Raw genomic sequence first — 14,101 nt, 5'->3', positions numbered from 1 at the left:
GTCACTCCTCAGTCGCCGCGGGAACCGTCTTGATCGACAGAGTTCGCCGGGTGAACTCGATTGCTTCTTCCAGTTCCTCGGGCGAATCCGCGGCGAGCACCGCGTACCCGGTCCGCTGCAGGGAGGAGGAGGTCTGTCCGACGGTGTCACCGACCGACACCTTGAACGCGGCGTCCACGACGGCAGGGTGACTCCGGACTGCGTCCAGCCCGTCGACGGCGACCACCACGCCGGGATCGGAGGTCACGAAAAGGCTGGCCGCGTGCCGCACCGGCCCCTCCGGCGGCGGTGGCAGTTCGGCACCGATGGCGAGCCGCACCACCATCTCGTGCCAGTCGATCCCGTACGCCAGGGTGCACAACTCCATGATGTAGTCGCCGGGTGTGCGGACCGCCACCTCCATCACCGCAGGCCCTGAACTCGTCATCCGGAACTCCAGATGGACGATTCCGGTACGCATCCCGATGGCCGAGAGGACAGATCTGCCGAGTTCGGCGACACGATCGGCGTCCGCCGTCGACAGGGGCGCCGCGACCCGATGCGCGAGCTCGACGAAGTTGGGCGGGCCCGTCGTGGTCTTCGCGGTCAGGTTCGAGAACCAGACCTCTCCGTCACGAACCAGGGCTTCCCAGCTGTACTCAGGTCCTTCGAGCGCGCTTTCCACCAGGAGCGGCCGCTCCGAAGCGCGCCGGAGCGCGGCACGGTCGAAGGCGTCGGCATCGGCCACGAGCTCGACGCCGTCGCTGCCGGCCGACGACAGCGGTTTCACCACCACGGGAAGGCGAGCGCCGGCCCATTCCGCCGAATCCGCGAGGTCGTTCGTGAGGAGATACTCGGGCTGGCCGATCTCGTGGGCGCGGAAGCGTCCGCGCTGCAGTGCTTTGTTCCGCGAGATCACGGCTGCCTGGAGTGACGGTCCGGGCAGACCGAAGCGGTCCTGCGCCATGGCCGCTCCCAGGACGTGCGATTCGGTGAACCCGAAAATTCCGTCCGGCCGACTCGCCAGCACGGCGGCGTGGACGGTCTCGGCCCACAGCTCGTCCAGCGAGCCGTACCTGCCCTGGCTCGGCTCGACGGCATCGACCAGATCCTCGATCCCACCGGCCCAGTCGTGCGCCTCGATGGCGCGTACGCGCAGGCCCAGTCGCCGGGCGGCCGCCACGTACGGACGACCCATTATTCCGACGCCGACGAGCAGAAGCTCCTGGTCACCGCGCTCGCTCATGACGACGCCTCTTCGAGGCGCCGGATCAGGGGAGCCACATGAGTGAAGAAGTTCCTCATCTCGTCCCGGGTCGGCCATCCGGAGAAAATGAACTCACTGATGCCCGCAGCTTTGTAGCTGTAAATGTACTGGGCCACTTCTTCGTAGCTGCCGACTATGCACAGTGCCGGACCGCCGCGGTAGGCAACGGCACCGGTCCAGATGTAGGGCGACAGCCACTCGTCGGTCGCACCGTCCGCCAGCCGGTAGGAGGACTTCACCGCCTCGGAGTCGGTCGTGTTCACCCACTGACGGATCCACGCCTCGTGATCCTCATCCGGATTGCGCATGAGGTGGGCGAGCTCCGCCACCGCCTCCTCACGAGTGGCCCGAGCCAGCACGTGCATTCGGGTGCCCACCCGGCACCCGCCCTCGATGAGCGGCCGGCTCGCTTGTGCGATCCCCTCAGGGGTGTCTCCATAGCGCAGCCAGCAGTCGCCGGAGGCCAGCGCCGTCTGCTGTGCCACACCGGACGCCCCGCTGATATAGATCTCAGGCCTTCCGCCGCCTTTGTGGCCGAGGCCCAGCGCCGCGTCCTTGACGGTGTAATGCTGCCCGTCGTAGCTCAGCGGCGACTCGCCTTCCCAGAGACCCCGAATGATCTCAAGGAACTCATTGCATCGCGCGTACCTCTCATCATGGCTGAGGAAATCGCCATAGCCGGCCTGTTCCGCTGGTGAGATTCCGGAGACGATGTTGAGGGAGATACGCCCGTCCGACATCCAGGAAAGCGTGTTGACGACCTGCGCGAAGAGTGTCGGCGACATCAGGCCGGGGCGATAGGCGAGCATGAATTTGATGCGATCCGTCACCTGCGAGAGAGCACCGAGCACCGGGAGCGGATCGGGCAGGTAGTTGGAGATTCCGAACAACAGGCTGTCGACGCCGAGCTCTTCGGCCTCCTGGACGAAGTCGATGACTTCACCCATATCGAGCGCGCCGATCTTATACGTATCCGTCGGCGTCGCCTGTCCCGTGTCGGGGGGCGAACACCAGTGTAAGCGCAGAGCGTCCATATTGGTTTTCCCTTCCATTTCAGGCACCGAGCACACGCACGCGGTCACCGATCTCGGACCAGCGTTCGTGCGACTCTTCAGGGGAATCCGCAGTGAATACGACGGCGGCGATCCGGCAGCTGTAGTCCGCTTCATCCGTGCTGATCCCGGCGCCCGGTTCTATGAGGACCTGGCTCGCCACCACCCACGGCTCGGCCGTCAGTTCCTCCCAGCCGTCGAGCCGCGCGTACGAACCCGTTCCGCCCGCTGTCAGAAAGCGAATCCCGGCCGCCTTGGCGACAGGTTCCCGGTATGCTCCCGCACTCACCGGATCAGCGCCGGTGATATCCGCGAGTACCTTTCCCGGCAACACGAGGCCGGCGGCCATTTCCATGAGGTCGGTGATCTTGTCACCGGGCAGGCGCGCCGCCACCTCCATGAGGACCGGGCGGCCATCGCTGAGACGCAGCTCGCAGTGGAACGGCCCGGTCGTGATCCCCACTGCCTCGACGACGCCCGAAGCGTACGACGCCAGCTCATGACGGGTGGGTTCGTCGAGCGGGGCCGGCGTGAGGTGCCCGAGCTCCAGGAATCGCGGCTCGGGCCCGAGCAGCTTCCGCGTCACCGCCACGACGACCACTTCGCCGTCGCGTACATAACCGTCGGCGCTGTACTCCGTACCGGGGACGTACTGCTCGAGGATCGCGTCGGTGGTCAGTGCCCGGTCGAACTCAAGCCCTTCTTCGGCGTGCATCGCGGCCACCGCCGCGCGTACCTCTTCCGGTGTGTCAACGCGCGAGACATGGACGCTACCGCCGGAATCGACCGGCTTGATGACCGCGGGGAAGCCCACGTACGCACAGGCTTCTTCGATGTCCGTCAGATCGCGGACCACGGTGAACTTCGGTACCTCCAGGCCGGCCGCGGCCACCGCCTCGCGCATTCTCGCTTTGTGCCGGACCTGGTCGACGGCAGCGGGGTCCAGACCGGGCAGACCGAGCCGGGCAGACAACTGTGCGGCGGCCGGCACGTAGTATTCGCCGCCGGCGACAACGGCATGAATTGTGTTCCGCTGGTGAGCCCGATCGACAGCAGCCTCCAGGGCAGTGCTGTCATTGGTGTCCACCGTGAGTATTTCTGTGGCGAGAGATCGCACCACGTCTGCGACTCTGCGGCCCTCGCTTTCGTGGGAGGCCACTAAGACCTCCCAACCAAGGGAATGGGCATGAGCGACATAAGCGTTCGCGGAGAACGCAGGCTGCACCACCAGGACACGATAAGACACAGAAGTTCCTCGAAATCTAGCTCTGAGCATGGCGATGGTTCGCATGGAGAGCACTCGCGACCAGGTCCCGGACATGGCAAATTTCACCATCGTTCATGGAAACGAGTGATGAAAATAAGCCGCGAGACGTCGCGAAGCTAATGAGTAAGGTTCCGCCCGGATCCCGTGGACGCGTACCGCAAGTCGGGTCTACGCGCAACTGATCTCAGGGCAAAAAATAAGTCAACAATCCGGGCCCCCCCCGTGTTGCCTTTCGTACCAACAACGTTCCCGTGCAACGGGCGAGACACTATTAGCTACTGCGGTTAAAGGTCAACCGATCCCTGGCATCAATTCGTCTGTGGCGATGTTCGCCTATGTCTGAGTTCCGTGACTCACACAAACGGAGATCGGCCGTCCGGGCGGCCAAGGCGCGACCGTACGCACTCCATCCAGCTGACGCATCGTCAGGTGGTCCGGCGCCGGTCCAACAGCGGTACGGAAAACCAGGGTTGACGACAGGTGACGAGACGTCAGGACATCCAGCACAGATCCAGCGACGGGCACGGCGACGGGGTCGGCCCCGAATAGGGCGGACCCCGTTTCACCTGCGCGTTTGCCAGATCGCCACGTCGATACCGACGTGCGCTAAACGTTAAAGCGGAATTCAACTACGTCGCCGTCCTGCATGACGTACTCCTTGCCCTCCATCCGCGCCTTGCCCGCCGCGCGGGCGTCCGCCACCGAGCCCGTTTCGACCAGGTCGGCGAAGGAGATGACCTCTGCCTTGATGAAACCCTTCTGGAAGTCGGTGTGGATCACACCGGCCGCCTCGGGGGCCGTCGCGTTCTTCTTGATCGTCCAGGCGCGGGATTCCTTGGGGCCTGCCGTGAGGTAGGTCTGCAGGCCCAGGGTGCGGAAGCCGACGTGGGCGAGGGTGGCGAGGCCCGGCTCTTCCTGGCCCACCGACTGGAGGAGTTCGAGGGCCTCGTCGTCGTCCAGTTCGGCGAGGTCGGACTCCAGCTTGGCGTTGAGGAAGATCGCCTCGGCGGGGGCGACCAGGGCGCGCTGTTCGTCCTTGAAGGTGTCGTCCGTCAGCTCGTCCTCGTCGACGTTGAAGACGTAGAGGAAGGGCTTCGTGGTGAGCAGGTGCAGCTCACGCAGGGGCTCGGCCTTCTCCGTGCCCTGGAGGATGCCGGCCGAGAAGAGGGTCTCGCCGGTCTCCAGGATGGCCTGGGCCTCCTCGATGGCCTTGACCTGGCCCACGACCTCCTTCTTGATGCGCGACTCGCGCTGGAGGCGCGGGAGGACCTTCTCGATCGTCTGGAGGTCGGCGAGGATCAGCTCGGTGTTGATCGTCTCGATGTCGTCCTTGGGCGAGACCTTGCCGTCGACATGGACGACGTTCTCGTCCTTGAAGGCCCGGATGACCTGGCAGATCGCGTCCGATTCACGGATGTTCGCCAGGAACTTGTTGCCCAGGCCCTCACCCTCGGAGGCGCCGCGCACGATGCCGGCGATGTCGACGAAGTCGACCGTGGCCGGAAGGATCTTCTGCGAGCCGAAGATCTCCGCGAGCTTGTCCAGCCGCGGGTCCGGCACGCCGACCACGCCGACGTTGGGCTCGATAGTGGCGAACGGGTAGTTGGCCGCCAGCACGTCGTTCTTGGTCAGGGCGTTGAACAGGGTCGACTTGCCGACATTCGGCAGGCCGACGATTCCGATCGTGAGCGACACGTTGGCGACTTCCTGAAGTGAGGACTGGCTGATGGCGTGTGACCCGGGCGGGCCGATCTCCCAGTTTACGGGCGGGCCGAAGCCGCTACCGACGGGCGCGGGCGCCTCGCTCCGGCCGCCCAACCTCGAACTCAACGCCAAGCTCACCCAAAGGGCGTGTCCAAAGCCCGCATCGTCGCCCCGGGCCACCTACGTTGGTCCGGTGGAGCAGCACAGGACACGTCAACCGCAGCAGCGTCGACAGCGCCCCCCGAGCACCTTCGCCGGGACCGGCCCCGGAACCGCCGGTGGGTACCGGGTACCGGTGCCCGGCGGCTACCGGGCACCGGTGACGCCCCGTCCGCGGGTGTCGCCGCCGACGGCGCGGCTGCGCGGACTGCCCAATCCGCGGTTCACCGGACTCGGCGCCGGTCTGTTCGCCGCCGCGGCGATGCTGGCCGTCGCCTTTCTGGACCAGCTGCTCCTCGACGGCGCGCCCATGGTCTACGGGGTGCTGTTCCTGCTGGTCAGCGCGGTGACCGCGCTCTGGGTACGTACCGCCGACCTGGTCACGGCGCCGATCAGCGTGCCGATCGCGTTCGCGGCCGGCGCGTACCCGATCGCCGGCGGCACCGGCGGCTTCGGCGGGCAGACGATGGCGCTCGTCACCACCCTGGCCGTGCACGCGGGCTGGCTGTACGGCGGCACACTCGTCGCCGGGCTCATCGCGACCGTACGGAAGGTGCAGCAGATGAGCCGGCGGCAGAGCGCCCGGGACGCGGCGGCCAGGGCGGGGGCGGCCCGGGCCGGGGCCACGGCGTATCGAACAGCCGGTCCCGGCCCCGCGACCAGGGCTCCCGGAACGGCTCCCGGAACCACCGTGCCCAGGGCCGAACGGCGCGGCTAGCCGCGCCGTACGGGCTCGGTCACCTTCCCGCGGCCGCCATCGCCGCGCCCACGATCCCCGCGTTGTTCTGGAGCTCCGCCGGGAGGATCTCCGCCCTGATCCCCTCGACGAGGGGAATGAACTTGTCGGCCTTGCGGCTCACCCCGCCGCCGATGATGAACAACTCGGGCGAGAACAGCATCTCCAGATGGGCCAGATACTTCTGGACGCGGTGCGCCCAGTGGTGCCAGCCCAGGTCCGCGTCGTCCTTGGCCTTCGTCGAGGCACGCTTCTCCGCCTCGTGGCCGTCCAGCTCCAGATGACCCAGCTCGGTGTTGGGCACGAGCTTGCCGTCCACGAAGAGCGCACTGCCGATGCCCGTACCGAAAGTCAGCAGGAACACCAGGCCCTTGCGGCCTCTGCCCGCGCCGAAGGCCATCTCGGCCACCCCCGCCGCGTCGGCGTCGTTGAGGACGGTGGTCCGCTGGCCCAGCCGCTCGCCGAGCACCTTCCCCGCGTCCGTATCGATCCAGGCCTTGTCGACATTGGCGGCGGTACGGATCACCGAGCCCGTGACCACCCCGGGGAAGGTGATGCCGACCGGGCCCGACCAGCCGAAGTGCCGCACGACCTCCACCACGCCGTCGGCGACGCTCTCGGGCGTCGCCGGGTGCGGGGTCAGCACCTTGTACCGCGGTTCGACCAGATCGCCGCGCTCCAGGTCCACGGGCGCACCCTTGATGCCCGAGCCACCGATGTCCACTCCGAAGACGTTCATGGACACAACGTTACGGCCAGATGCTGACAGCGACGTCCCGGGCGGCGGCTTTCGTCCTGCCCGGGTACGTCCTGCCTCCGTACCGCGTACCGTCCCGGCCCGTGCCTCCGCTGCCTCCGCCCCGCGTCCGGTCCTACTTCTCCGCGAGAGCCGCCGCCTCGACGCGCAGGTCGCGGCGCAGTTCCTTCGGCAGTGAGAACGTGATCGACTCCTCGGCCGACTTGACGATCTCGACATCCTCGAAGCCGCGCTGCGAGAGCCACTCCAGTACGCCTTCGACCAGGATCTCCGGGACGGACGCGCCCGAGGTGACACCGACCGTGGAAACGCCGTCGAGCCACGCCTCGTCGATCTCGTCGGCGCCGTCCACCAGATACGAGGCGCCCGCGCCCGCGCCGAGGGCGACCTCGACCAGCCGGACCGAGTTGGAGGAGTTCTTGGAGCCGACCACGATCACGAGATCGGCGGCGGCGCCCATCTGCTTGACCGCGATCTGGCGGTTCTGCGTGGCGTAGCAGATGTCGTCGCTCGGCGGCGAGATCAGCTGCGGGAACTTCTCCTTGAGCGCCCCGACCGTCTCCATCGTCTCGTCCACCGACAGCGTGGTCTGCGAGAGCCAGACGACCTTCGACTCGTCGCGCACCTCGACCTTGGCGACATCGTCGGGGCCGTCGACCAGCGTGATGTGGTCCGGGGCCTCGCCCGACGTACCGATGACCTCTTCGTGTCCGTCGTGGCCGATGAGCAGGATGTCGTAGTCCTCGTCCGCGAACCGGACGGCTTCCTTGTGCACCTTGGTGACCAGCGGGCAGGTCGCGTCGATCGTGGCGAGCTTCCGGTCCGCCGCCTCCTGGTGGACGACGGGCGCGACGCCGTGGGCCGAGAACATGACGATCGACCCCTCGGGGACCTCCGCCGTCTCCTCGACGAAGATCGCGCCCTTCTTCTCCAGGGTCCTGACGACGTACTTGTTGTGGACGATCTCGTGACGGACGTAGATCGGCGCCCCGTACTGCTCCAGGGCCTTCTCCACGGCGATCACGGCACGGTCGACACCGGCGCAGTAACCACGGGGAGCGGCGAGCAGGACGCGTTTGCCGGCGCGGCGCGCGGCGTCTCCACTGGAGGTGGCGGCGGGCGACGGGCGGGACGTGGCAGTCATGCGTCCCATCGTAAGGCCGTCCAGAAGAGGCGGGACGACGGGCGGCGGCCCGAGACTGGGCCTACGTGATCGACCGGAGGGACGCGATGGCCGGGACCGGCACCGGTTCTGACGGGCCGCCGTCGGAAGGGCCGTCGGACGCGCCGTCGGAAGGCCGGCCGGACGCCCGGCCGGGGGCAGCGATCCGGCGGCCCGAGGGCGGCGGACTGCGGCGGACGCTCGGCTTCCGCGACCTCGTCGTCTACGGACTCCTCTTCATCGCTCCCATGGCGCCCGTCGGGGTCTTCGGCACGCTCGACGCCAAGTCCCATGGCTCCGTGGCCCTGGTCTACGTCGTGGCGACGGTCGCGATGGCGTTCACCGCGTTCAGTTACGCGCAGATGGTGCGGGTCGCCCCGCAGGCGGGCTCCGTCTTCGCGTACGCGCGCAAGGGGCTCGGCGAGGGAGCCGGATTCATCGCCGGCTGGATGGCGATGCTCGACTATCTGCTGATCCCGGCGGTCGCCTATCTCTTCGCCGGCATCGCCATGGAGGCGCTGGTTCCGTCCGTGGACCGCTGGGTGTGGACCGCGATCGCCGTCGTGATCACCACTCTGCTCAACCTCTGGGGGGTACGGGCGGCGGCCCGGGTCGGGATGGCGGTGCTCGCCATGGAGATCGTCGTCCTGCTGGTGTTCGTGGTGTCGGCCGTCGCGGTGCTCGCGCAGGACGGCGGGACGCGCGGCTGGGCCACGCCGTTCACGGGCGATGTGGGCTTCTCACCGGCCGCCGTACTCGGCGGGGTGTCGGTGGCCGTGCTGTCCTATCTCGGCTTCGACGCGATCGCGTCGTTCGCGGAAGAGGTGACGGGCGGATCGCGGCAGGTGGCGCGCGCCGTGCTGTTCTGTCTGATGCTGGCGGGCGCGCTGTTCGTCGCGCAGACCTATCTCGTGGCGCTGCTTGAGCCGATGTCCTCGGCGGAGCTGGCCGCGGATCCGGCCGCGCAGGGCTCCGCGTTCTATGACGCGGTGGACACCTCGGTCGGCACCTGGCTGCACGATCTGGTGGCGGTCAGCAAGGCGATCGGCGCGGCGTTCGCGGCGCTGGCCGCGCAGGCGGCGGCCGGACGGCTGCTCTTCGCCATGGGCCGCGAGCGCCGGCTGCCGCGCGTGCTCTCCCGTACGGACTCGGGCGTGCCCCGGCTGGCACTGCTGCTGGCCGCGGTGGTGACGCTGGTGGCCGCCGTATGGGCGGCCCGGCGCGCCGACGGGCTCGACCGGCTGGTCTCGGTGGTGAACATCGGGGCGCTGACGGCGTTCGTGCTGCTGCACGCGTCGGTGGTGGGGTGGTTCGCGGTGCGGCGCCGGGAAGGGCCGGTGCGCTGGTTCACCCATGTGGTGCTGCCCGTGATCGGCGCGGTGATCCTGATCGCGGTGATCGTGGAGGCGGCGGGCTCGGCGCGGCTGGCGGGGGCGATCTGGCTGGCGGTGGGTCTGGTGGTGCTGCTGGTGCAGCGGGGACGCGGACGGTCGGCCCCGCTCTCCGGCACCGGCACCGGCACCGGCACGCCATAGCCGGGGGCCCGGAGGGGCATAGCCGGGGCCCGGAGAGCCGTAGCCGGGGCCGGAGGCAGCGGGCCGCAGCGACGGTCCGTGTCCGCAAAGCGGTTTTCGGAACGATGTCACAGGCGGCCGATACGCTCCCTGGTATGGCTCTCAACACATCCGCGGACGCTCCGCTGCCCGTCGGCGAGGTGTCGCGGCTCATCGGTGGATGGATCGACCGGCTCGGGGCAGTCTGGGTCGAGGGACAGATCACCCAGCTCTCGCGCAGACCGGGGGCGGGCGTCGTCTTCCTGACGCTGCGCGACCCGTCGTACGACATCTCGGTGAGCGTGACCTGCTACCGGCAGGTCTTCGACGCGATCGCCGATGTGGTCTCCGAGGGCGCGCGGGTCGTGGTGCAGGCCAAGCCCGAGTGGTACGCGCCGCGCGGTCAGCTGTCGCTGCGGGCCACGGAGATACGGCCCGTCGGGATCGGTGAACTGCTCGTCCGGCTGGAGCGGTTGAGGAAATCCCTGGGCGCCGAGGGGCTGTTCGCCGCCGACCGCAAGAAGCCGCTGCCCTTTCTGCCGCAGCTGATCGGGCTGGTCTGCGGGCGGGCCTCGGCGGCCGAGCGCGATGTGCTGGAGAACGCGCGGCGGCGGTGGCCCGCGGTGCGCTTCGAGGTCCGCAACACCGCGGTGCAGGGGGTCAACGCGGTGGCGCAGGTCGTCCAGGCGGTCAAGGAGCTGGACGCGCTGCCGGAGGTGGACGTGATCGTCGTGGCGCGCGGCGGCGGCAGCGTGGAGGATCTGCTGCCGTTCTCGGACGAGCAGCTGGTACGGGCGGTGGCCGCGTGCCGTACGCCCGTGGTCTCCGCCATCGGCCATGAGCCGGACGCGCCGCTGCTCGACCTGGTGGCGGACGTACGGGCCTCGACGCCGACCGACGCCGCGAAGCGGATCGTGCCGGACGTCGGGGAGGAGCAGGATCGCGTACAGGCCCTGCGGGACCGGGCGCTGCGGACGGTACGGGGGCTGCTCGACCGGGAGGAGCGCGGTCTCGCCCACGCGCTGGCGAGGCCCGTGATGGAGCGGCCGCACCGGATGGTGGACGAGCGCGCGGCCGAGGTGGACGCGCTCGCCGACCGGAGCCGGCGTGTGCTGCGGCATCTGCTGGACCGCGCCGACTCGGAGCTGTCGCACACCCGGGCAAGGGTGGTCGCGCTGTCGCCGGCGGCCACGCTGGGGCGTGGGTACGCGGTGCTCCAGCGGCCGGACGGGACGGTCGTACGCTCCCCGGAGGAGGTCACCGCGGCCGAGGAGCTGCGGGCCAGGGTGGCGGAGGGTGAGTTCACGGTGCGGGTCGCCGAGTGAACGCCGACGTGATCGCCCACGTGATCGCTGCCGGACCCGCTGAGGGAATCACTGACGGAATCGTTCACACAGCCGCTGACGTTGTCATTGTCGGACCGCGCCCACGCGCGCGTAACCAGTGCCGCGACCGGCATTGTTTGCCCGACGGGGCAAACGTTGCCGGAAGGGGCACTAGCTAGGGTGGATCACATGGCCAGGACGGACGAGGGCACGACGCTCGGTTACGAGCAGGCGCGGGACGAGCTGATCGAGGTCGTACGGCGGCTGGAGGCCGGCGGTACGTCCCTGGAGGACTCGCTGGCACTGTGGGAGCGGGGCGAGGAGCTGGCGAAGGTGTGCCGCCGCTGGCTGGAGGGTGCCAGGGCGCGGCTCGACGCGTCCCTGGCGGACGAGTCAGAACAGGACGGCGACGGGGCACAGTGACCTGACGGCCGGGGCTGCGGGGCTGCCGGGGCTGCTGTGAGTAGAGTCACCTGGGCCAGTTTTTGTTGAATGTTCATACATCCGGTTGTACGGTAAATGCTGTTTGCCTGATCCATCGCGCCCCGGAAGGTACTTCAGATGTCCCTCATTCTCGACCCCGCCGCTCAGGACCTCCTCTTCCGTGAGGCACGTACGGCCAATACGTTCTCCGACGAGCCCGTGACCGAGGAGCAGATCCAGGCGATCTACGACCTGGTCAAGTACGGCCCCACCTCGATGAACCAGTCGCCGCTGCGCGTCGTCCTGGTCCGTTCCGCCGCGGCCCGCGAGCGCCTCGTACCGCTCATGGCCGAGGGCAACCAGAACAAGACCGCCACCGCGCCGCTCGTCGCGATCCTGGCCGCGGACAACGAGTTCCACGAGGAGCTTCCCCAGCTCTTCCCGCACTTCCCGCAGGCCAAGGACTTCTTCGGTGACCGTTCGGTCCGTGAGCAGGCCGCCGCGCTGAACGCCACGCTCCAGGCCGGCTACTTCATCGTCGGCGTTCGCGCCGCCGGGCTCGCCGCGGGCCCGATGACGGGCTTCGACTCGGCTGCTGTCCAGAAGGAGTTCCTGGACGACGACCACACCCCGCTGATGATCATCAACATCGGCAAGCCCGGCGAGAACGCCTGGTTCCCGCGCTCCCCGCGCCTCTCCTTCGACGACGCCATCACCACCGTCTGAGCCCGGCCCCCCGAGCCCAGCCGCCCGAGCCCGGCAGACGACGAGGCCGCTGTCCCGTACACCCCGTACCGGACAGCGGCCTCGCCCGTCAGGATTCCGCGACCTCAGGACTCCGCGACCTCAGGGTTCCCGGACTGCGGCTCCCCGGACCCCGGCTCCCCGGACCGCGGTTTGTCGGCCTCCAGCGCGGCGGCCATCTCCGCCAGCCGCTCATAGGACGCCGTACCCGTCACCACCGTCGTCGCGTCCCCGTCCGTCCGGACCAGGGCGTCGTACTTCGGCCCCTCCCAGCGCTGCCAGGTCTCGCCCGCCACCCGCTGCGTCTTGCCGGTGTCCGCGGCCTGCTGGCTGACCTCTGCGGCGTACTTCTCCGCGGCCCCCGTCGACTGCTCGACCGCGACGTACTCGCCGTCCGGTGCCAGGTAGCCGAGATGCCAGGCGTTGTCGCTCTCGCGCTTGTACGAGACGGACGTCGGCTTCCACGTCTCCGCCAGGCCCGTCGGCGCCAGTACCGGGTACGGCGCCGCGCGCCGCGCGGTCAGCAGCTCGACCCGGTAGTCGACCGCCTTGACCGGGGTCGCCTTCTCGTCATGCGGGATGAACACATAGATCCCGGCGACGACGACCCCGATGACCGCCATCGACAGGAACAGGTCCCGCACCGTCTGTTTGCCTCGCTTACTCGCCACCGCCCCATCGTCGCATCACGGCGCGGCGCTCATACGTGGGGCCCACTGCTCATTTTATCGATGTACGGATAGAGTCGTATCACCCTCTTTTACGGCCGTCGCCGTACAGAAAGGTGCGTTCCGATGACCGAGCATCACCTCCCGCCTCCCCTTGAGGTGTCTCCCGAGGCACCCGACCGCAACCTCGCACTGGAGCTCGTCCGGGTCACCGAAGCCGCCGCGATGGCGGCCGGCCGGTGGGTCGGGCGCGGTGACAAGAACGGCGCCGACGGCGCCGCGGTGAACGCCATGCGCACGCTCGTCTCCACCGTGTCGATGAACGGCGTGGTCGTCATCGGCGAGGGTGAGAAGGACGAAGCCCCGATGCTGTTCAACGGCGAGCATGTCGGTGACGGCTCCGGCGCCGAGGTCGACATCGCCGTGGACCCCATCGACGGCACCACCCTGAACGCCAAGGGCATGCCGAACGCGATCGCCGTCCTGGCCGCCGCCGACCGCGGGGCCATGTTCGACCCGTCCGCGGTCTTCTACATGGACAAGCTGGTCACCGGCCCCGAGGCGGCCGACTTCGTCGACATCAACGCGCCCGTCGCGGTCAATATCCGCCGGGTCGCCAAGGCCAAGCGCTCCTCGCCCGAGGATGTCACCGTCGTCATCCTCGACCGCCCCCGCCACGACGGCATCGTCAAGGAGATCAGGGAGACGGGCGCGCGGATCAAGTTCATCTCCGACGGCGATGTGGCCGGTTCGATCATGGCCGCGCGCGACGGCACCGGCATCGACCTGCTGATGGGCATCGGCGGCACCCCCGAGGGCATCATCTCGGCGTGCGCCATAAAGTGCCTCGGCGGTGTCATCCAGGGCAAGCTGTGGCCCAAGGACGAGGCCGAGCGGCAGCACGCGATCGACGCCGGGCACGATCTGGACCGCGTCCTGTCCACGGACGATCTGGTCAGTGGCGACAACGTCTTCTTCGTCGCCACGGGCATCACGGACGGCGAACTGCTGCGCGGGGTGCGCTACCGCTCGGAGACCGCGACCACCCAGTCCCTGGTCATGCGCTCGAAGTCGGGCACGATCCGGCAGATCGACTCGACCCATCGGCTCTCGAAGCTCCGGGCCTACAGCACGATCGACTTCGACCGCGCCAAGTAGCCGGGGATCCTGGCCGTTGGCGCGTACGGGCTTGAAACGGCATACGGCGCAAGGGCCTTCATGGCCCATGGCGTATACGGAGGGGCGCCCCGGCTGTGCGGCGGGGCGCCCCCTCCGTATACGCACGTACCGCCACGTACGTACGTA

At 68.6% G+C, this 14,101-nt stretch carries 13 protein-coding genes; 6 read left to right on the top strand and 7 right to left on the bottom strand.

The annotated features are described in order from the left end of the window. Position 1 precedes the first annotated feature (1 nt). The 4 genes from ACIRQP_RS04905 to ychF all read right to left on the bottom strand — a co-directional run bounded on the left by ACIRQP_RS04905 (position 2) and on the right by ychF (position 5,260). Positions 2-1,225: an ATP-grasp domain-containing protein gene (locus tag ACIRQP_RS04905; protein ID WP_403883531.1), complete on the bottom strand. Its 1,224-nt coding sequence runs from the start codon at positions 1,223-1,225 to the stop codon at positions 2-4. Beyond that, positions 1,222-2,280 carry an LLM class flavin-dependent oxidoreductase gene (locus ACIRQP_RS04900; protein ID WP_403883528.1) on the bottom strand — a complete coding sequence of 353 codons (1,059 nt, stop codon included), beginning with the start codon at positions 2,278-2,280 and terminating at the stop codon, positions 1,222-1,224. Before ACIRQP_RS04900 ends, ACIRQP_RS04905 begins: the two co-directional genes overlap by 4 nt. A gap of 19 nt (positions 2,281-2,299) precedes the next feature. After that, positions 2,300-3,526 (bottom strand): ATP-grasp domain-containing protein, encoded by a 1,227-nt coding sequence (locus ACIRQP_RS04895; RefSeq protein WP_403883525.1) that lies wholly within the window; start codon positions 3,524-3,526, stop codon positions 2,300-2,302. A gap of 645 nt (positions 3,527-4,171) precedes the next feature. Further along, positions 4,172-5,260 (bottom strand): redox-regulated ATPase YchF, encoded by a 1,089-nt coding sequence (gene ychF / locus ACIRQP_RS04890; RefSeq protein WP_403883522.1) that lies wholly within the window; start codon positions 5,258-5,260, stop codon positions 4,172-4,174. A gap of 304 nt (positions 5,261-5,564) precedes the next feature. Between ychF and ACIRQP_RS04885 the strand changes: the two genes are divergently transcribed. After that, positions 5,565-6,146 carry a DUF6542 domain-containing protein gene (locus tag ACIRQP_RS04885; RefSeq protein WP_403884367.1) on the top strand — a complete coding sequence of 194 codons (582 nt, stop codon included), beginning with the start codon at positions 5,565-5,567 and terminating at the stop codon, positions 6,144-6,146. A gap of 19 nt (positions 6,147-6,165) precedes the next feature. On the opposite strand, the gene ppgK is transcribed toward ACIRQP_RS04885, so the two are convergent. Both ppgK and ACIRQP_RS04875 read right to left on the bottom strand, forming a co-directional pair. Then, a complete protein-coding gene (gene ppgK / locus ACIRQP_RS04880) occupies positions 6,166-6,903 on the bottom strand; it encodes a polyphosphate--glucose phosphotransferase (RefSeq protein ID WP_403883519.1) in 738 nt (245 codons plus the stop codon). Between the two features lie 133 nt (positions 6,904-7,036). Beyond that, positions 7,037-8,065 carry a 4-hydroxy-3-methylbut-2-enyl diphosphate reductase gene (locus tag ACIRQP_RS04875; RefSeq protein ID WP_403883516.1) on the bottom strand — a complete coding sequence of 343 codons (1,029 nt, stop codon included), beginning with the start codon at positions 8,063-8,065 and terminating at the stop codon, positions 7,037-7,039. Between the two features lie 86 nt (positions 8,066-8,151). On the opposite strand from ACIRQP_RS04875, the gene ACIRQP_RS04870 reads away from it, so the two are divergent. The 4 genes from ACIRQP_RS04870 to ACIRQP_RS04855 all read left to right on the top strand — a co-directional run bounded on the left by ACIRQP_RS04870 (position 8,152) and on the right by ACIRQP_RS04855 (position 12,110). Beyond that, positions 8,152-9,618 carry an APC family permease gene (locus tag ACIRQP_RS04870; protein WP_403884364.1) on the top strand — a complete coding sequence of 489 codons (1,467 nt, stop codon included), beginning with the start codon at positions 8,152-8,154 and terminating at the stop codon, positions 9,616-9,618. Positions 9,619-9,752: 134 nt separating this feature from the next. After that, complete coding sequence (xseA, locus tag ACIRQP_RS04865; protein WP_403883513.1) at positions 9,753-10,961, top strand: exodeoxyribonuclease VII large subunit; 1,209 nt, start codon at positions 9,753-9,755, stop codon at positions 10,959-10,961. Between the two features lie 189 nt (positions 10,962-11,150). Continuing rightward, complete coding sequence (locus tag ACIRQP_RS04860) at positions 11,151-11,384, top strand: exodeoxyribonuclease VII small subunit (protein ID WP_403883509.1); 234 nt, start codon at positions 11,151-11,153, stop codon at positions 11,382-11,384. Positions 11,385-11,522: 138 nt separating this feature from the next. Continuing rightward, entirely contained in the window at positions 11,523-12,110 is a 588-nt protein-coding gene (locus tag ACIRQP_RS04855) for a malonic semialdehyde reductase (protein ID WP_403883506.1), read from the top strand. 104 nt (positions 12,111-12,214) lie between these two features. Here the strand turns inward: ACIRQP_RS04855 and ACIRQP_RS04850 are convergent, their stop codons facing one another. Beyond that, positions 12,215-12,799 (bottom strand): DUF4245 domain-containing protein, encoded by a 585-nt coding sequence (locus tag ACIRQP_RS04850; protein WP_403883503.1) that lies wholly within the window; start codon positions 12,797-12,799, stop codon positions 12,215-12,217. 123 nt (positions 12,800-12,922) lie between these two features. Between ACIRQP_RS04850 and glpX the strand changes: the two genes are divergently transcribed. After that, complete coding sequence (glpX, locus tag ACIRQP_RS04845; protein WP_403883499.1) at positions 12,923-13,954, top strand: class II fructose-bisphosphatase; 1,032 nt, start codon at positions 12,923-12,925, stop codon at positions 13,952-13,954. Positions 13,955-14,101: the final 147 nt, after the last annotated feature.

Source organism: Streptomyces sp. NPDC102274 (assembly GCF_044766385.1).
GTDB lineage: Bacteria > Actinomycetota > Actinomycetes > Streptomycetales > Streptomycetaceae > Streptomyces.
The sequence above is the reverse complement of the archived record's forward strand: the minus strand, read 5'-3'. Positions and strand labels throughout refer to the sequence as shown.